This window comes from Bacillus sp. ES1-5, assembly GCF_022487605.1.
In the GTDB taxonomy this organism is placed as follows: domain Bacteria; phylum Bacillota; class Bacilli; order Bacillales; family Bacillaceae_G; genus Bacillus_A; species Bacillus_A wiedmannii.
Genome location: NZ_JAKVPU010000001.1, coordinates 1,282,495 through 1,303,519, shown reverse-complemented (window position 1 = coordinate 1,303,519; position 21,025 = coordinate 1,282,495). Strand labels below are relative to the sequence as shown.

Annotated in this window: 10 protein-coding genes and 1 riboswitch; of the genes, 5 read left to right on the top strand and 5 right to left on the bottom strand. The window is 36.6% G+C overall.

Features of this window, described 5'->3' with window-relative positions:
• Positions 1–35 precede the first annotated feature (35 nt).
• The gene (locus tag MKO96_RS06615; protein WP_240587061.1) at positions 36–15,068 is read right to left on the bottom strand and encodes a DUF7507 domain-containing protein; all 15,033 of its coding nucleotides are present in this window, start codon (positions 15,066–15,068) and stop codon (positions 36–38) included.
• A gap of 122 nt (positions 15,069–15,190) precedes the next feature.
• On the opposite strand from MKO96_RS06615, the gene MKO96_RS06610 reads away from it, so the two are divergent.
• Positions 15,191–16,051, top strand: coding sequence for a GNAT family N-acetyltransferase (locus MKO96_RS06610; protein WP_240587060.1), 861 nt, complete (start codon positions 15,191–15,193; stop codon positions 16,049–16,051).
• 34 nt (positions 16,052–16,085) lie between these two features.
• Here MKO96_RS06610 and MKO96_RS06605 read toward each other — a convergent pair whose 3' ends face one another.
• Entirely contained in the window at positions 16,086–16,646 is a 561-nt protein-coding gene (locus tag MKO96_RS06605; RefSeq protein WP_240587059.1) for a cysteine hydrolase family protein, read from the bottom strand.
• A gap of 182 nt (positions 16,647–16,828) precedes the next feature.
• Here MKO96_RS06605 and MKO96_RS06600 point away from each other — a divergent pair, with 182 nt between their 5' ends.
• Positions 16,829–17,089, top strand: a complete 261-nt coding sequence (locus MKO96_RS06600) for a DUF6123 family protein (protein ID WP_001195212.1) — start codon at positions 16,829–16,831, stop codon at positions 17,087–17,089.
• A 2-nt stretch (positions 17,090–17,091) separates the two neighbouring features.
• On the opposite strand, the gene MKO96_RS06595 is transcribed toward MKO96_RS06600, so the two are convergent.
• From MKO96_RS06595 to MKO96_RS06585, 3 genes are all read right to left on the bottom strand, one after another.
• Positions 17,092–17,997, bottom strand: a complete 906-nt coding sequence (locus MKO96_RS06595) for a DMT family transporter (protein WP_240587058.1) — start codon at positions 17,995–17,997, stop codon at positions 17,092–17,094.
• Between the two features lie 13 nt (positions 17,998–18,010).
• A complete protein-coding gene (locus tag MKO96_RS06590) occupies positions 18,011–18,397 on the bottom strand; it encodes a reverse transcriptase-like protein (RefSeq protein WP_002011911.1) in 387 nt (128 codons plus the stop codon).
• A 70-nt stretch (positions 18,398–18,467) separates the two neighbouring features.
• Entirely contained in the window at positions 18,468–19,340 is an 873-nt protein-coding gene (locus MKO96_RS06585) for an aldose 1-epimerase family protein (protein WP_240587057.1), read from the bottom strand.
• A gap of 132 nt (positions 19,341–19,472) precedes the next feature.
• A riboswitch (PreQ1 riboswitch) is annotated at positions 19,473–19,517 on the top strand.
• A gap of 6 nt (positions 19,518–19,523) precedes the next feature.
• Between MKO96_RS06585 and MKO96_RS06580 the strand changes: the two genes are divergently transcribed.
• From MKO96_RS06580 to MKO96_RS06570, 3 genes are all read left to right on the top strand, one after another.
• Positions 19,524–20,012 (top strand): QueT transporter family protein, encoded by a 489-nt coding sequence (locus MKO96_RS06580; protein ID WP_001026468.1) that lies wholly within the window; start codon positions 19,524–19,526, stop codon positions 20,010–20,012.
• 148 nt (positions 20,013–20,160) lie between these two features.
• The gene (locus MKO96_RS06575) at positions 20,161–20,820 is read left to right on the top strand and encodes a ribonuclease H family protein (protein WP_240587056.1); all 660 of its coding nucleotides are present in this window, start codon (positions 20,161–20,163) and stop codon (positions 20,818–20,820) included.
• 12 nt (positions 20,821–20,832) lie between these two features.
• Positions 20,833–21,009, top strand: a complete 177-nt coding sequence (locus MKO96_RS06570) for a zinc-finger domain-containing protein (RefSeq protein ID WP_000358801.1) — start codon at positions 20,833–20,835, stop codon at positions 21,007–21,009.
• The last annotated feature ends 16 nt before the right edge of the window (positions 21,010–21,025 follow it).

The following is a 21,025-nucleotide window of genomic DNA, read 5'->3' as shown; positions in this document are numbered from 1 at the left end:
GGTTTCAACCAAACTACAATCTCTTTTTGTTTAAATTAACGCCACCAAATCCAAGTCCAAAAGTAATTTCGTATATTTCGAGGGGTAATGCGTATAAAACGTTCGCCGTCAAAGAAACAATTGAAATTTGGAAGTGTTTCATCAGGATTTTTTGGAATAAAGGTGACGATGTTTTCGTTACTTGTAACAGTTACTGTAATTGGTGGATCGGTAGGCGAGACTTGAAGTTGTAACGAAATATTGGCCGTATTTTTAAATTCATTATTAACAGGTGGAGTTATCACTTGTACTGTGAATAACACGATAATTGTTTCGTTTGGTTCTAAATTAGTAGCGACTAGGAAACCGATATTTGGATTCGCTAGTGGAGAGCGTTCGCCATTAATAAAGACCGTGCCGTTCATAAATTGTAAACCTGCTGGAATGGTATCTTGTAAAGAAACGTTTGAAAGTGAAATATCAGAAGTATTCGTAATACGCACCGTATAATCAAAATATTGGTTTAAATAAGCTGAGCTGACGGAAGCATTTTTTACTACTGTTGCAGTTATAAATTGAACTGGTATGCGTACAATGTTTGAATTAACAATGAAAGTAATAATTGGATCCTGTGGTGTCAATTGAAAAGCGGCAGTAACTGTTGCAGAATTTATAATTGTACTGTTTGAAGGAATAGAAGTAACGAGAACTTTAAATGTTATCGTTGCTACTGAACTTGCAGATAAAGCTCCGATATTAATACCGGTGTCTGGCCGGATATTTGGAACCGGAGTCCCGTTAATTGTTACGCTATTTTCCATAAATGTTGTACCAGCTGGAATTATATCTAGGACGGAAGTACTGATTGTAGGAATTGGTGAATGATTTATCACTTCTAATGTGAAAGTTATGATATCTCCTGTCGCTATGATAGATTTATCGGCTGTTTTTTCAATACTAACCATCGGATCAACTACTGTTGTTGTAACAGTAGTTGTTTGTTTTGTAATTGTAATAGGTGGTTCGGTTGGATCGATGATAACAGTATAGGAAACAGAAGCATCATTAGTAATTGCAAATTGAAGAGTTGAAGAAGATATTGTTACTTGGAAAGTAATGATAGCAGCTGCATTAGGAGCAAGGTTTCCTAACGTAATACCATTTTCAGGATTCGCATTAGGCTGATTGATTCCATTAATCGTAACACTACCAATAACGAATGTCGTATCTACTGGTGCCGTGTCTACTAGAAGAATATCTTCAATAGTGATATTACCACTATTAGTAATAGTAATGGTGTACGTTAAAGTTTGACCAGGTAAGGCACTCGTGAAATCAACTGCTTTTATGGCAATGACATTATCATTTTGAACGGTTGTTGTGACTGTATTTGTTGTCGTCGTATTTGTAACAGGTGCGTTATTTGGGTTGACTATATAGTTAAAGGTAGTAATTGCATTGTTGTTGAGTTCATTTGGTGTTGGGATAGAAGTCACAGAAACTTGGAATGAAGTAATAGCATCTCCACTAACAATTATAGTGCCAATTGGTATGCCACTTACTGGATTAACTCCCGGAAGAGTTTCTCCGTTTACAATAACGCTATTTTCTATAAACGTAGTACCTTGAGGAATAATATCTTGAATGATTACATCATTTGCTGCAACATTACCAGTTTGATTGAGTGTAATCGTATACGTTAACGTGTCACCGACTGTTGCAAATGCACGGTCAACAGCTTTATTACTATTCAAATTCGCATGATTAATTTCTGTTAAAGCAGCTGATGAAATAATAGTTTCTGTAATAGGTGGTCGATCTGGTAACGTGTATTGGTATTCAATTGTACTCGTGTTAGAGATTGGATTTGTTTGCGGAATCGAAGTAACCCGTACTTGGAATAGAACAGTTGCTGTCGTATTAGGCGGAATGTTATCAATTTGTATCCCGCTAACTGGATTGTCATTTGGACGAGCGGTGCCATTCACGATAACACTATTCTCTATAAAGCTCGTATTTGCTGGGATGATATCTGTAACGATAATGTTATCAACTTGTATATTCCCATTGTTCGTGATGGAAATTGTGTAAGGGATAATCGTTTGTAGGTCAGCGTATTGGATAGGTGTTGTTTTTGTTGCAATTACATTAGCAGAAATAACTTCAGTGAAGGTAATGTTACTAGTCGATATTTGTTCTTCTCCGTTCATCGTATAACGAGAAGTTGCTTGATTTTGAATACGACCGCTAGCTGGAAGAGCTACCACCGTAACGGAAAATGTGACTGGGATCGTAACGTTAGGAGCAATCGTTCCTACAAGTATACCTGCACTTGGATTCGCGTTAAGCTGAGGAATATTATTTACTAAAACGCTACCGTCTATAAATGTTGTTCCATCAGGGATATTGTCTGTAAATACAACAGCAGTAGCAGCTGCATTTCCTATATTCGTTAAAGTTGTTGTATAAGTTAAAATGTCACCAATCGTTACAGAAGTTAAATCAACAGTTTTCAGTGAAACGATATCAGCGTCATTAATTTGGACGAAAGTAGTATTGGAAGTAGTAGATTTTTGAATTGGTGCAAAGTCAGGATTGAAAATAAAGTCGTAGACGATGTTTGCAGTATTAGGTGTTGGATTTACAGCAGGTAAATTCGTAACGGAAACTTGGAATGTTATTGTTGTCGATTGACCTGACGCGATATTAGCAATGGAAAAGCCGATATTTGGATCTGCTGCAGGAAGTACAGTATTGTTAACTGTTACACTTCCCGGAATAAATACTGTTCCATCCTCTATAGTATCTGTAAAAAAGATGGAGTTAGTTGTAGTGGATCCGTTATTTTGAATGACTACTGTATATTCAATGGTTTCATCAATATTAGCTAATACTGTATTAGCGGATTTTGTAGCGATAAGAATAACATCAATAAATTGTATATTTGTAGTATTGGAAGAGGTTGTTTCTGAAATTGGTGGTAAGCTTGGGTCTGGTTGATACTCATAGTGAATGACGGCGATATTATTAATGTTATTTTGAAAAGGTATAGAGACTACATTTACTTGGAACGTAACAATAATCGTATTATTTGGAAGGATAATATTAAGGGTGATTCCGGTAATTGGATTTTCGTTAGGTCTTGGTATGCCATCTACAAGGATGCTATTTGGAACGAATATTGTACCAGCAGCAATTGCATCAATTAGGAGAGTATTTGTAATAGGTACTGTACCAGCGTTTGTAACTGCGACTGTATACGTGATGATTTGACCGATACGTGTAATAGATCTGTTAGCGGATTTAATTGCACTAACATTTGCCGTCCGCACTTCAGTATTTACTGCATTTGATAATGATCTACGCTGAATAATCGGAGAACTAGGGTCAATTTGGTATTCATACGAAGTGTCTGAAATGTTAATGACAGTGTTGCCCTCTGGTATATTTGTAAGTTGTACTTGAAATGAAATAGTGACTGTTTCATTTGGTTGTATCGTGCTGAGAGTTACTCCATTTTGAGGATTTGCACCAGGCTGAATCACATTATTTATTGATAAGCTATCTTCAATGAATATAGTACCTTCTGGAATGTTGTCAATGAACACCGTATTGTTAGCTGGAACAGTTCCTATATTTTGTAGTGTATTTGTGTAGGTAATATTTTGCCCAATGGCTATGAAAGTAACATCCGCCTGTTTAACAGAAATAATATTTGCATTTTGAAGTGATGTTGTAACGATATTAGAATTTGCAGAGCGATTCACTGGTGGAGCTGTAGGAATACTTACATATTGGTAATTTACAGATGATTGATTTACAATTTCGGTTGCAGTTGGTGGATTATTTGTTTGTACTTGAAATAGTATCGTTTTGGAACTGTTTGGTGGAATCGTTCCAATCGGTATTCCGTTTTCAGGATTTACACCTGGCTGCAGAACACCGTTAATTGTGACACTATCGGGGACGAATGTAGTTCCAGCTGGAATAGAATCTGTAAAAATAATATTTATTGCGTCAACATTGCCGATATTTTTCACTTCGGAAATATAAAGTATAGTTCCACCAATATCTACAGTTGTTGGATTGGATGTTTTTGTAATTGTCAATTGTGCTTGCACGAAATTTGTAATGACAATATTACTTGTAGATGTTTCAGTAATAGGTGGTTGCCCTGGGTCTGGTTGAATTGTATATGTTGTATTAGATTGATTTGTAATCGATTCTTGCGAGAATGGATCGTTAATAAGAATTTGGAACGAAATCAGGTGAGTAGCGTTTGCTGCTAGGTTAGGCAAAGTAACACCTACATTTGGATTTGCACCAAGTATAGCTGTTCCGTTAAGTGTAAAACTATTTTCTACGAATGTAGTCCCTTCTGGAATCGTATCTGAAAATATGAGATTAGTAGCTGGAATATTTCCGGTATTTTCTAGTGTTACCGTGTAGGTTAAAATGTCGCCAGTTGTTGCTTGTTGTGCATTGACTGCTTTTAAAGAAAGAACATTCGCATCTGAAATTTGTGTGAAAGCTGGATTCGAAGTAATTGTTCGAGAGATGATAGGGGCAGTTGGATCGGCGATAAAAGTATAGTCAATACGGGCAATATTAGAAATTGGATTCACGCTTGGAATGGATTGAACGATAACTTGGAATGTGACGGTGACGATTTTTGACGAAGGGATGGGATTTAATGGTATTCCTACATTTGGATCGGCACCTGGGATTGAGACGTTATTAATGGTCACGCTATTCGGAATAAACGCAGTTCCTTCTGGGACCAAATCTGTTAAAGTAACTGTATTTGCAGTTGTATTCCCGTTATTTTGAACGACTACAGTGTAAGTGATTGTACCGTCAGTAGATTGTACGAGGGAATCTGTATTTTTAATTACAGATAGCGATGCATCAACGACAGCTGTAGTAACTGTATTAGATGAAGATGTTGCTGTAACTGGAGGTTGACTTGGATCTACAATATACGTGTAACTTGTAAGTGCTTGATTTATAATTGCTCCTTTCGGTGGAATAGAGCTTGCAAGAAATTGGAACGTAATCGTAGCAGAATCACCTGGTGCGATAATACCAACTGGAATACCGAGAGTTGGACTTGCATCTGGAAGTGAGATCTCGTTAAGCGTGACACTATTTGGAACAAATAATGCACCTTCAGGAACACCGTTAATGAGTAATACAGAATTTGCAGGGAAGTTTCCAGTGTTTGTTAATGTTGCAGTGTACGTAATTATATCTCCAATAGATACGATTGTTCGATTTGCTTCTAAAACCGTTGTAACAGTAGCGTTATTAATTTGTGTGGAAGCACTATTAGAAGTTATTGTGCCTGTAACAGGAGGAGCTGCCGGATCAACAATGAATGCGAACTGAATAGATGCAACATTTGTAATTGGGTTTGAAGGTGGAGTAGATGTAACTATGACTTGGAAAGTAACAGTTAAGGAATTACCCGCGCTAACGGTTCCGATATTAACTCCGTTATTTGGATTTGCACCTGGAATGGTATTTCCATTTACAGCAAAACTATTTTCAACAAAGGTCGTTCCTGATGGAATGAGGTCTGAGAAATTTACATTCGTAGCGTTTGTATTGCCGCTATTTTGAATTAAAACGGTATAAGTGATCGTGTCTCCAATATTTGCGAAGGCTGTACTAGCAGTTTTTACAGCTGAAAATATTGCTGAATTAATAGAAGTAACGAAGACATTCGTTTCCACGTTGCCAGGCTGAGCCTGTAATGCATTGCCTACGTTATATTGGAAGTTCACAAATCCTAAGTTTTGAAGTTCAGGAGTGAATGTTGTTGGATTGCTTACAATTTGAACTTGGAATATGATTGTTACAGTTTGATTTGGATTGATTGTATTTATGCCAACACCGTCAATGATAGAAGCGGATGGTAATGAAGTACCGTCAACAACAACTGATCCTGTCACAAATTGTGTCCATGATGGTAAAGGGTCTGAGAAAACAACGTTGTTAGCTGGAATATTTCCTGTATTCGTAATCGTAGTTGTATACGTAATCGTATCACCAATCGTTGCAAAAGCTTTATCTCCGATTTTAATCGTGTTTAAAATTGCACTTTCGATTTTTGTTGAAACAGTAGTAGAAGTAATGTTTTTTGAAACTGGTGGATTAGCTGGATTAACGATATGTTGAAAGTTAACGCTAGCTTGATTGGTAATTGGATTTATAGGCGGGATTTCATCTGCGATAATATTAAATGCCACAATGACAGATTGGTTTGGCGCGATATCACCAATTGGGACGCCTGTAATGATATCTGCATCTGGGATGCTAGTTCCGTTAAATGTAAAACTATTCGGTTCAAATGAAGTTCCGTCTGGAATAAGGTCGGTAAAAATAACATTTGTTGCACTAACATTGCCGCTATTTGTAATTGTAACGGTGTAGATAATATCTTGCCCAATATCTACTGTTGACACATTTGAATTTTTTTGTGCAGTAAGGATAGCGCTATTAATTTGTGTGGTTGTTGTATTAGATTGATTAGAAGTTGTAATAGATGGCTGGCTAGGATCAATGACATAATGATATGTGATAGAAGCAGAATTAGAAATAGGATTAAGCGTAGGAAGTGTAGTAACAGTTGCTTGGAATGTGACGATTGCCGTATTACCACCATTAATGGAACCGATATTTACACCAGTAGATAAATTAGCATTTGGAATAGTTTGCCCATTAACTGTGAAACTATTTGGAACGAAACTTAAATTGCTATCAAGTATATCGATAACGGTAACATCAGTTGCGGTCACATTCCCGGTATTAGGGAGGTTAAGTGTAAATGTTATTGTATTACCAACATCCGCAAAGGTAAGATCTGCTGTTTTTGTACTTATAATAGTAGCGTTGTTTATTTGAAGAAGCGTAGTGTTGGAAGTAGCTGAACTTGATACTGGAGGATTAATAGGATCAACAGTAAACTCATATGTCGTTGAAGCAGTATTCGGTGCTGGATTAATAGGTGGAATGCTGTTCACTGTAACTTGAAAGACGATACTATATATTTCATTTGGTGGAAGTGCTGCAAGTAATACACCTGTATTCGGATTCGCGTCAGGTTGTAAAATACCATCGACCGTTAATGTGTTAGGAACAAAAATGATTCCACTTGGTAATACATCTGTGAATACAATGTTGGCTGCATCTGTATTTCCTATATTTGAAATAGAAGTAGTATAAAAAGCAGTTTGCCCGACATCTGCAAAAGAGACACTTTCATTTTTTGTCATGGATAGTATTGCTTCTTTAATTTGTGTTGAAACAGGATTGCTAATTGAAGTTTCTGCAACAGGCGGTGAGACTAATTGATACGATGTTGATGAGAAATTTACAACTGGGTTTTCGGTTGGTAATGATGTTACGTTTACTTGGAAAGAAACATTTACTGTAGACCCAGCTGTTATAGATCCGATATTTACACCGTTCACAGGATTTGCACCACTTTGAGGAATTCCGTTAATAGAAAATGTGTTTGCAATAAATGCTGTTCCGCTCGGCACGGTATCTGTGAATATAACATTTTGTGCAGATGAATTTCCATTGTTTGTTAAAGAGACAGTATAAGTGAGTGTATCGCCGATGTGGCTAAATATTTTATCAACTTGTTTAGATGAAAGAATGGTAGCTGTATTAATTGTAGTGAACACTGAGTTTGAAGTAACATTTCTTGAAACAATCGGTGCATTTGGATCAGCGATAAATGTGTAAGAAGCAGTAGCAGAATTGGCAATAGGATTTTGAACAGGAGTCGAAGTGGCGGTAACTTGAAATGCTATTGCTATTGAGCTGTTAGGAGCAATTGATCCGATTGTTATACCTGTATTAGGATCGAGTCCAATGTGTGTACTGCCATTGATTGTGACACTATTCGGAATGAACGTTGTACCATCTGGTATAAGATCAGTGAAAGCAATATTCGTTGCATTTGTATTGCCATTATTCGTTAAAATTGTAGTATAGGTAATGGTATCACCTAGTGTTACAATTGTTTGATCGACCGATTTTACCATCGTTATCATAGCATCTAGTACAGGGTTTGTAACGAGGTTTGTTGAAGTAGAAGTGGTAACAGGAGCTGCGCTTGGATCAACAGTATAAGAGTATAAAATTGTATCGTTATCCATAATTGAACTTGAAGAGGGAACAGAAATAACATTTACTTGGAAAGTAACGGTTACTGTTTCGCCAGGAGTGATATTGGGTATATTGACTCCAAGTGCTGGCCGTGCACCAAGTTGCTGCATACCATTGATTGTGACCGAATTTGGTATAAATGTAGTGTTAGCTGGAATAGCGCTTGTGAAAGTAATATTCGTTGCTGCAGTATTTCCCGTATTTGTAATAGTAGTTGTATACGTAATCGTATCTCCGACAGAAATAATGGATTTATCAGCACTTTTTGTAGTAGTTAATATAGCACTATTAATAGTTGTCGAAACAGTATTAGATATATTCGTTTGTGTTACGGCAGGTTGGCTAGGATCGACCACATGTGAATACTGTACAGAACTAAAATTTGAAATTGGATTTATGCTCGGAATGTTTGTAACAAGTGCGTTAATAGTAATAAAGGCCATTCCGCTAGGGTTTATATTTCCAATCTGTATTCCGTTCCCAGGATTTCCGATTTGCTGTGTACCAGAATCGTTAGTAACAGTCCCCGATATAAATGTTGTTCCTTCAGGTAAAATATCCGTAAAAATTATATTTTGTGAAGTGACATTTCCAGGGTTACTTAATGTAATTGTATAAGAAATTGTATCCTCGATTGTTGCGAAAGTTTTATCTGCAGATTTAACTGCCACAATTTCCCCGGAATTTATTTGTGTCGAAACAGAATTGGATGTCGTATTTCTTGAAACGAGTGGTAAATTAGGTCCTGTCATAAATTGATAATCAATGGAAGCTCCGTTTACAACCGGTGAGTTTGGCCCCCCAGGTCCAATTGTGAAAATTGGATTTGGAATGCTAACTACTTGCACACGGAAGGTGACGTTTATAAAATCTCCTGCAATAATATCCCCAATTGGTATCCCATTCGCTGGATTTACCCCAGGTAATAAAACTCCGCCTACTCGAACGCTATCCTCTATAAATACTGTATTATTTGGAATCGGATCTGTAAAAATGATATTAGTAGCAGTTGTATTCCCTATATTTTCTAATAAAACAGTATACGTTAAAAATGAATTTCCAGGTGCGACGTCAGAAAAGATACGGTCCACACTTTTCGTTGCTCGAATGATTGCTTCGTTAATTTGGACTAAAGTTGGATTACTTGTAGCTGTTTCTGTCACCGGTGGCTGGGTAGGGTCAACAATTATAGAGTATGTTGTGCTAGATTGATTCAACGTAGGGTTTGTAGCTGGTATTGAGCCAACGATAGCTTGAAAGCTAATTGTTGTCGTTCCTCCAACTGGAATTGAGTCTAAAGAAATCCCGCTATCTGGTCTAAATCCAAGTTGTGGGATAGTGTTAATTTGTACGCTATCAGGCACGAATGAAAGTTCAGGTGGTAATATATCGATAAAAACAGGTGTGTTAGCGGTAGTATTGCCGCTATTAGTGAGAGTAGTTGTATACGTAATGGTATCTCCAACGGCAGCAAATGCACTGCTCGCAGTTTTTGTTGCGATAACGGAGGCAGTATTTACTTGTGTAAAAGTTTTATTGGATTTAACTGTTCGTGAAACAGGCGGTTCATTTATATCAACAATAAAGCTATATTGAAGCGATGATTTGTTAGGAATTGGATTAGGATTTGGGATTGTTGTAATGTTTACTTGAAAACTGAGTGTAACCGAAACATTTGAATTCAAGTTACCGATATTGATACCGTTTTGTGGATTTGTATTCGGAACGGTTACGCCGTTTATTTTAAAACTATTTGGGACAAAGGTAGTACCATTTGGAATGGAATCTGTAAATACAATATTGTTAGCAGTAGTATTTCCTGTATTTGTAACAACTGAGGTGAATGTAATTGTATCTCCAATTGTAGCGAAAGTTGTACTCGCATTTTTATTTAAAACTAAAGTAGCATCAATAATTGGAGTAACCGTCGTATTCGTAATTGTACTATCAACAGCGGGTGATTGGTTTGGATTCACGGTGTATTCGTAATTTACAAGAGCATTATTTGTTAATATGCCACTAGGTGGAATAGCGAGGATTTTCACTTGGAATGTAATGAAAGTAGTGCCTCCTGGTGAAATATCTTCTAAATGAATACCTAATGAGGGATCTAATCCAGGTTGGGAAACGTTATTTATCGTAACGGAATTCGGTATGAAGGATGCACCTGGTCCAAGTCCATCTGTTAAAACTGTAGCACTAGCAGGAATATTTCCTGTGTTCGTAACTGCAATCGTATAAGTAACGATATCTCCAATTGCAGCTGTCGGTGTATTCACTGACTTCGTAGCGATAATAGTAGCGTTATTAATTTGAGTTGTTATTACGTTACTTAGCGTATTGGCGGATGCTGGAGGTAAGTTAGGATTTACGACATATTGGTACGTTGTATTGCTTTGGTTCGGGATTGGATTTGGACTAGGAATGGAATTTACGATTACTTGAAATGAGATTGTTACACTTGTATTAGGGTTTATTGGATCAATTGCAATTCCACTTGCTGGATTTGTATTAGGGAGTGTACTCCCATTTACTGTTACACTATTTGGAATAAAAGACGTCCCGTTTGGAATGGCATCTGTAAATACTACATTTGATGCAAGTGTGTTCCCGCTATTCGTTAAAGTAGTCGTGTACGTAATAATATCATTTACGTTCGCAAACTGTTTATCTGCAGATTTTGCAGAGATAATAGTAGCGTTATTAATAGTTGTCTGTACAGTGTTAGAAGCAACCATCTGCATCACAACTGGTTTGGATGGATCGTACGTGTATTGGAATGTAGTGCTCGATTGATTCGTAATCGGATTTGGACTAGGAATAGTTGGTACAGAAACTTGGAATGAAACAGTACGTGATGAATTCGCCCCTATCGTACCAATTAAAATGCCATTAGCAGGATTTGCATTGGCTATAGGGACACCGTTAATCGTTACAGTATTAGGAAGGAAGATGGTACCAACTGGAATAATATCTGTAAACGTTACATTAGAGGCAGGGATATTGCCGTTATTCGTTAAAATTGTTGCATAAGTTATAACATCGCTAACATCAGCGAAATTTGTACTTGTTAGTTTCGTAGCAACAATATTAGCGGTGTTAATTTGTGTCGTTACTATATTACTAGTAGCATTTCTCACAACAGCAGGTAAATTTGGATCTGCGATAAAGCTATATTGAAGTGTAACACTGTTTTGCACTGGATTTGGTGAAGGTATCCCATTCGTACTAATTTGGAAGACAATAGTTGTAATTCCGCCTGCTGGAATTGTGCCAACTTGAAGACCGACACTTGGATCTGCACCTAGTTGTAAAGTACCGCCTATAAAAATACTATTTGGTATGAGAGTCGTACCAGGAGGTAGTATATCAGTAACAACTACATTATTCGCTGGAGTATTTCCAGGGTTAGCTAGAGCAATGGTATATGTGATTGGTTGCCCAACATCAGCAATAGTTAAATCTACCTGTTTGACAATAACAACATTTGCTAAATTAATTTGTGTACTTACAGTATTACTTAAAGATGTTTCTATAGTTGGTGGATCACCCGGATTTAAAATAAAACTATACTGTGTACTAGATGAATTTAATGTTGGGTTTTGTGTTGGTAAAGAGGTGACAGTTACTTGATAAGAGACGGTAAGTGAGCTGTTAGCAGGAATGGAAGGTAACGGAACACCGACATTTGGATCGGCGTTATTTTGGAGTACACCATTAATAAGGAAAGTGTTTTGGATAAAGGTAGTACCGTCTGGATTCGGATCTACGAAAGTAGGACTATCAGCAGAAACACTTCCTGAATTCGTTAACACGACGGTATAAGTTAATACATCCCCTACAGTAGCGAACCCATTATCCACTGTTTTGGCTGAAATGACATTTGCATCGTTTACTTGCGTAAATGTAGTAGTTGAAGTAGTGTTCTTACTTACAGGCGAAGCGTTTGGATCAACGATAAAGTTATAAGAAATGGAGGCACTATTCGAAATAGGATTTGGGTTTGGAATGCTAGTTATTAATACTTGGAATGAAGCTGTAATCGTAGTATTAGCATTGATGCTACCAATATTGATGCTAGCTGGTGTTGCGCCCGGCTGAGTAACACCGTTAACTGTAACACTGTTCGGTACAAAGGAAGTACCGTTCGCAATTGAATCGGATAGTAATACATTGTTTGCCGCAACATTTCCATCGTTTGTAAGAGCAAAGGTATAAGTTAATACATCCCCAACTTCCGCAAACGTTTGACTTACAGATTTATTGGCATGAAGATTTGCTAGTCTAATTGTTGATGTAACAGAATTAGAATTTGCTGTTTTTGAAGTTGGTGGCAGACTTGGATTTACAGTATATAGATAAGAGGCGAAAGCATTATTAATGATAGGATTTTGGGCGGTAATATTGATGACTGCTACTTGGAAAGAAAGTGTAAAAGTAGCTCCGCCAGGAATTGTGCCGATAGGTAAAGCAACGAGAGAATCTACATTTTGCAAAACTCCGTTTAATGTTACAGTACCAGGGGTCAATATCGTTCCATTTGGAAGTGGATCTGTTAGTTGCACGTTAGTTGCGGCTGTATTTCCACTGTTTGTAATAAGAATTGTATAACTGATTGTTTCGCCAATTGTGGCAAATTGTTTGTTTGTTGATTTTGTTAATGTTAAATTCGCATTGTTAATTTGGGTGGAAACGAGATTAGAAGAAATGTTTTTCGTAACGGGTGATTGGCTAGGATTGACGGTATATTGATAAGAAGCACTTGAACCATTAGATACGACATTTGACGCGGGTATTGTGTTTACTACTACTTGAAATGAAACGTTTTTTGTTGAGCCAGTTGGGATCGATCCAATGTTCACACCGCCAGCGGGATTTGCGCCCACTTGTGTCGTGCCATCTATTGTTAAACTGTTAAGGACAAAAGTTGTTCCGGTAGGAATGATATCTGTAAAAATAACGTTGTTCGCATTCGTATTACCTGTACCTGTAAAGGAAACGGTGTACGTTAGTGTATCACCAATATCTGCAAAATTTTTATCTACTGCTTTCGTCATTGTTACAGTAGCATTGTTCACTTGAGTGGAGACAATATTCGTCGTATCAGTCCCATTTACTGCCGGTTGATTTGGCACAGGAATGTATTGATATGTTGTTGTGCCACTATTTAATATTGGATTTGTTTGGGGGATAGAAGGAACGAATACTTGAAATGAAACAGTAGTCGTAGAATTAGCAGCAATGGTTCCAATGGATATACCATTAGCGGGATTCGCTCCAGCTTGAGTGACGCCGTTAACAGTTACACTCCCTGGAATGAAAGTAGTCCCGCTAGGAATCGGATCCGTATATATAACGTTCGTTGCTGCAATATTTCCTATATTAGCTAAGGCAATACTGTAAGTTAACGTTTCGCCAATATCGGTAAATATTTTGTTAACTGATTTTGTGCCATTAATATCTGCGAGGTTAATTTGTGTTCCTGCAGAGTTGCTTGTGGCAAGACCATTAAAAGTTGTTCCTCCGGCGATCGGTGTATATTGAAATGTAATATTAGCAGTGTTAGAGATAGGATTTTTGCTTGGAAGAGAAACGACAGTAGCTTGAAAAGTTACTGTACGAGAAGCGTTATTATTGATGGTTCCAAGAGATATACCAGCAGCCGGATTTGCGTTTGTTTGCGGGACATTATCTATCGTTACAGTCCCAGGTATAAAGGAAGTACCGTTAGGGAGAATGTCTGTAAAAATAACGTTATTGGCAGGAAGAAGTCCCGTGTTAGGGATAGTAACTGTATAAGTGAGAACGTCTCCAATTGCCGCGACGCTTTTATTCACGCTTTTCGTTGCTTGTATATTAGGAGAATTTATGTTGATTTGTAAACCGACTGTATTCAACATATACGCGTCTCCGTTAGTTGTTAAACGGATTGCGGCGGACACTTGAGAATTTGTTAAATAAGGAGAAATATCAATAGAAGTAATGTCCCAGCCCTGTCTCCCAGCAGAGATGTTTGTGCTTGTAGAAGCACTTTGATTTCGTGTTCCAAATGTTCCAGTTGTATCTAAATTTCCAGCAGCATTATTAACTTGAGAACCGAAGAAATTATTTATAGCATTATTTGGCCCAGATAAAGCGTTTAATGAACTGAAATTTGGTCCAAATAAAGCTTGATCTCCAGTTAAATCAGCATCCCCTTCAGTGGAACTTAAAAATAATCTCCCGCTTACAGGTCCCCCTGAAGGTGTTAAAAATCCTGAGACAGATACATCGGCACTACCAGTTTCTGCGGAAACACGGTTACCTGCTACATAAATCGTCAAGTTTCTTGCAGGTAATGTACCGTTTTGATAAGCAACGATAAGTGTCCATCCAGCCGAATTAATTGTTCCGTTAGAAGCATCTATAGGGTCCACAAGTCCAGGGACAGAGCCGGTTGTATAAGAGCCAGATCCTCCCGCTTGAACGAGGGATGTTACATCTGCAGAACGTGTATAGAATCCAAATGTGATGGATCCGGAAACGAATGTTTGATTGGAAGCTGTAACAGCTGAAGGCGTAATTGAGTATGTTGAAACAGGTGTTGTAAAAGAAACAGGGTTCCCTAATACACTCGTAATGTTTTGATCACGAGACAAATAGTTGCCACCCCAAATGAGTTCTGCGTAAAGAATCGTACTACCAGCAGGGATATTTAAAAGAGCGGTAGAACTATTTTGTGTATAGTTTAACGTTGTCCCAGCAGGAAAAGTAGGTACTTGTAAAGCGGTATTCGTAGTTGCGAATGCACCAATTGCCCCGATTGTACCAGCACGGTTTTGATTGCTAATTTTACTTAAGCCTAAAGTATTTCCTGTAATAGCGAGTGCGCCGTTTGTGGTGGTAGAAAATCGATTCGTAATGGGCATGTTGTCACCTCATTTACAATATAGTCTTGGTCAAAATAGGATATGTGTGTGACAAATAAAGGGAAACATGTACGAGTTGATTTAGTAATAATGATTTAAATGTCTAAATAAGGGGTTGGAGAATGATTGGATTGAAACTAAGAGTGGAGCGTCTTAGAAAAGATAATATAAATGATATTGTTGCATTATCTTCTTATATTGGTTGGGATTATAACAGAGAAGAAGTTGAAACGATTTTTAATTCAGGTATTGTATATGGCGTATGGAATGAGAGAAAAGAACTGATTGCAAGCGCTGCAATTATATTATACGGAGAGGCGTTAGCGTCAATAGGAATGGTAATTGTCCATCCGGATTATAAGGGAAGAGGGATTGGAAAGGCGATAACGAGTTCTTGCATGAATAGCGTATCAGCTCGAACTTCAATTATGCTGATTGCTACAGATGAGGGGAAGCCTTTATACGAAAAGTTAGGATTTAGGGCAGTGAGCTATATTTCTAAATACATATGTAACTCGTACAATACGAATTCTAACTGTCAAGGAAATGAAGAATATGTGATGAATTATAAAGAGGGGGATTTAGAAGAAATAATAAAAATAGATGAAGGCGCATTTGGAACAAGTCGAAACGAGTTTTTAAAACAAAGAATTATGCAAAGTGATCAGTGTGTCGTTGTAAAGGATACAAAAGAAAATGTAGTAGGATACGGTATAAGTATACAAACGCTAGAAAATAAAATAATAGGACCAATCGTTGCTAAAAATGATGCAATGGCAATGAGAATAGTACATGCTTTAGCAAGAGGGCATGATGGGAGATTAAGAATGGATGTACCAAAAGGACAGGACGATTTTCTGAAAGAGTTAGAGATTGCTGGTTTTCAAAAGGTGAATACACCACCAATAATGATGAAAAATAGTAATCAATTATTAAAAAGGAATAATGAGTTATATAGCATTGCAGCGCAAATTTTTGGATAAAAAAGAATCCTTCTGAACGAAGGATTCTTTTTTATTAATCACGATATTGATCATGAATAGGTTGAAAGAGGTCTTCCTCAATATCTCTCACCATAGAAAAATGATCAACGTTATAATGTCCATGTAGAGTTTTATTATGATGACCAATAATTTGCTCTGCAGATAATACGTTAGAATCAGTTGTGGAATGACCGTTTTTAATTAATGTAACGTCAAATCCTTGTACAGTTGCTGTTCTAACAGCAGTGTCAATACAATGCTCTGTTTTACATCCACCGATAACGATATGATTAATTTTTTCTTCTTTTAAAAGTTCAAGTAGAGAAGTGCCATAGAATGAGTTTGTTGCTGCTTTATTAATAAGGATTGCAAACTGAGGTACTTTAATTGCATTATGTACTTCAAATCCTTCTCCGCTACCAGAAGCAACATCGATATCTCTTACGAAAACAATAAGGGCATTTGCATCTATCGCTTTCTGTACGGCTGTATTTAGTGTAGATAATAACTCGGTTTTACGAAAAACTTCTTTTTCTTGTTCATTTCCATCCATTAATTCTTGCTGTGCATCAATAATTAATAGTGCTTGTTTCATCGTGTCTCCCCTTTAATATGAAATAAGTTCCACTATACATATTCATTCATATTGCAAGGAAATCCTCTATTGTCTATGTAGTAGACGATAGATTTACAAAGTTGTCAAAGAAATTTCATTCTCATAGCGTGTAAAAACATGTATGATAGGAGATGGAGAATTTTTGAGTAGGTGGGAATAACATGCAAACAGTAGAAGATTATCTTTCATTCTTACATACGAAAGGATTTAAATTATCAGAGGAAGCACAAGGATTTATTATGTTCGGACAAGGATATACTGGTGCATCTGATGGAATTGTGAACGCAGCAATAGAAGCGACAATTAAACATCAATTACAGTTTGATGGAAGTTATTTTGTTGCGTTATTGGAACGATTGAAAGAAGAAGAAATTACAGATAAAAAAAGCGCTAAGGCTTTTATGCGGAAGTTACAAGCGTAACTTCATGCAGCCTGCGCTTCTTTTTTTGTTTTGGAAGGTAATTCAACAAAAACCATGCCTAGGAAAATACATAGGCATCCGATAATAGCAGAGACAGAAAGTTGTTCGTTTGCAACGAGAACGCCTGTTAAGGCAGCAAAAACGGGCTCCATTGCGAAAATGATTGCTACTCTCGTTGGAGACGTATGTTTTTGTGCTGATGTTTGAATAAAAAAAGCAATGGATGTCGCAAATAGGGAAGTTAGAAATAGAGCGAATAAAAAGGAAGAATTCGTCCATAGTGCTACTGAAAATAATTTTTCCCAATCTTCAAACAAAAAGGCGCAAATAGAAGAAAACATACCGACAGCTAATACTTGCGACGTGCTTAACAATAAAGGTGATATTTTCTTAGAGAAGAAGCCGTTAACAAGAATATGGGCAGCGAAAGCAACTGCGCAACCGAGAACGAGTATATCTCCAATGTTCAATTGAAAAGAATCACCAGCCGTTAGTAAGTATAAACCTGCTGTTGCTACAGCAATGCCAAGTACGATGAAAATGTTAGCTTTTTGTTTTAAAAAGATAAAAGACAAAATGGGTACCATAACGATACTAAGTCCTGTTAAGAAACCAGCTTTTGAAGAAGTTGTATAAAGTAAGCCAAATGTTTGTAATACATAGCCAACGCATAAAAAGAATCCAACGATTAATCCAGCGAGACTACTCTGTTTTATATCTTGTTTTGAAGCTTTTTTTGAGAAAACCATTTGAACGAATAATAAAATAATTCCAGCGAATAAAAAGCGAATACCATTAAAAGTAAATGGACCAACGAAAGACATAGCATTTTGAACGACAACAAACGTAGCTCCCCAAATAAAAGAGACAAATAATAACGCAAGAGGAGCAACCCAATCTTTTTTCACACTCATACCCCCGTTAATTTTGTAAGATAGCTTTTCTAGCTAATTCATCAGCAACTTTATTTTGACTACTTGGAATCCACTTAATAAAAAAGAGATCGAAACTTTTTATGTACTGTAATGCTTCCTCTAATAGTGGTGCAAATATTTTATTTTTTGCGTATTCTTTTTCAACAGCTCGCTCGACAAGTTGTGAATCTGTACGAAAAGAGACAATGTTATAATTATGCTCCGTGCAATATTTTAATGCCGCAAGTAAAGCGTGGTATTCTGCTTCATGATTGGACATTGTCCCAAGGGGCAATGATAATTGTACAGCTGGTTGCACCCCTTTAATAAACACACCTGCACCAGAAGGACCAGGATTTCCTTTTGATGCACCATCAATATATACTTCAATCAAAATGAGAAACCTCCATATTATAAGATGATCCCCTACTTATATATTTCTTTGAAGTAGGGGATAGAGTAACTTAGCCGATTGTAATACTATAACGACATGTAAATGTTTCATTCGCTTGTAAAGATTGAATTCCTTTTTTTTCCTTGAAATCTTTTGCTGGATTTACTTCATCAGCAATCCCGTACCAAGGTTCAATACATAAGAAAGGTGCGTTCTCGACTGGTGTCCATACGCCAACAAATGGGAAGCCATCAAATTCTACTTTTACAAATTTATTATGTTTATGAGAACGAATAGAGATTTCATCCGTATTCATATTTTCAAAAATAAGCGCATCATTTTTGAATAAATCGTATGTAAGTGGTAATTCATTCGTATTTTCAGCGATTAATTGCTTTTTACTTGAAAGGTAAGGTCCTTCTAATACGCTTGTTTCTAAGTGTTCAGAACCATTAAATGATAAATGATAATCTGTAAATGATTCACCTTCTAATAACGGGAAGTTGAATCCAGGATGTGCTCCGATTGAGAAGAACATTTCTTTTGAAGTAGGATTATTCACTTCATATGTTACATGAACGATTTGTCCGTCTAGTTCATAAGACACGAGTAATTCGAATTCGTATGGGTATTTTTTTAATGTTTCTTCATTACTAGTAACGATATAAGTGATTTTCGTTTCACTTTGTTCTTTTACAGAGAATGTAAGATCACGAGCGAAGCCGTGTTGTGTTAAAGAATAAGGTTTACCATCTACGTAGTATGTATTATCTACTAATCGGCCGACGATTGGGAACAAAATTGGTGAGCGGCGCCCCCAATAAGTAGAATCACCTTGCCATAAGTATTCAGTGTTATCTTCTTTTAAGCGAACGCTTTGTAATTCTGCACCTTTGTCAGAAATGGAAACGATCACTTTTTCATTTTGAATTGTTGCTGTCATGAAGTGAAACCTCCTAAATCTTTCATATGTTTTATTATACGTTGTCCAAAAGAAAAAAGGTAGTTAATGATAGGAATCTATTGACGAAAGAGTGTGTATTGCATAGAATATAATCTTGTTGCTTAAAAAACGAATAACGTGGTTCGAAACCATCCCACGTAAAAAAACTAAGGAGATTTTGTCATGAATATTAGAACATTAGTCGGTAATGGTATTTTAGCGGCATTATATATTGCTGTTTCTATGCTTATTCAGCCATTTGGCTTTACGAATGTACAGTTTCGTATTTCAGAGATGTTTAATCATCTTGTTGTATTTAATAAGAAAGCAATTTACGGAATTGTATTAGGTGTATTTTTAACAAATCTCTTTTTCTCACCAATGATCGCTTACGATTTAGTATTTGGAGTAGGGCAATCTATTCTTGCATTAGTTGCAACGATTATTTCTATGCGATTTATTAAAGGTGTTTGGGCTCGTATGATTTTTAATACAGTTATTTTTACAATTACAATGTTTATGATTGCAATTGAGCTTCATCTTGCATTTGATTTACCATTTATGTTGACTTGGTTAACATGTGCAATCGGTGAATTTGTTGTCATGGCAATTGGCATGCCTGTAATGTACTGGATTAATAAACGAGTACAATTTGAAAGATTTATGCAATAGATGAAAGAGCTATTCCTATAGGGATAGCTCTTTTTGTATGTAATCATATTGAATATAATGCTGTGACTCTTGATACAATATAATAAAATAAAGTGAGGCTTTCATTAGCTGACTACATATAAGAAGCCTTATATAAGGGGAATCTAGTATGAAATATAAAATTCATTGGTTGTATAAAACAAAGAGCGGATTGCAGACGGAATTAACGACAGATTATATGAACATAGAAGATGTATTGCAATTTGCAGAGGATTTCGAGAAAACAGGAAGAGTGAAAGAACTATCATTTTATGATGAAATGGATGCAGAATGGTCATTAAAGGAAATGAAAAAGCTGAGTAAACAAGTGGAGGAAGAGCCCCAAGAAATACTCGTTTATTTTGATGGCGGTTATGATGTACAGACGAAAGAAGCTGGAGTAGGTATATGTGTGTACTATAAAAAAGGAAATAAAAACTACCGAATTCGCCGTAATGCATATATAGAAGGTATATATGATAATAATGAAGCGGAATATGCATCATTACTACATGGCATGAATATACTCGAGGAATTCGGTATTAAGTATGAAGCAGTTACACTTCGCGGCGATTCTCAAGTTGTACTGCAGCAATTGGCTGGAGAATGGCCTTGTTATGATGAGCATTTAAATCATTACTTAGATCAAATTGAACAAAAAGCGAAGCAAATGAAATTAAAACTTGTATGTGAGCCGATATCTAGAAAACAAAATAAAGAAGCGCATCAATTAGCTACGCAAGCATTAGAAGGAACAGTCATTGATAGTCATAAAGAAATAACCGAATAGAGAGGTGCAAAGGTGGATAAAAAGCAACTCATTACAGAGGTAAATGACTTATTAGAAACGTATTGTGAAGGGTGTTTTTTGCGGGAACATAATAGAAAGACAAATAGTAAGTATTATGCGCATTCATTTTGTATACGACAATGTACAGTTGGAGAAACATTGAAAAAGTATGGAGAACAGTTATCATGAAAAAACATCCAGAGAA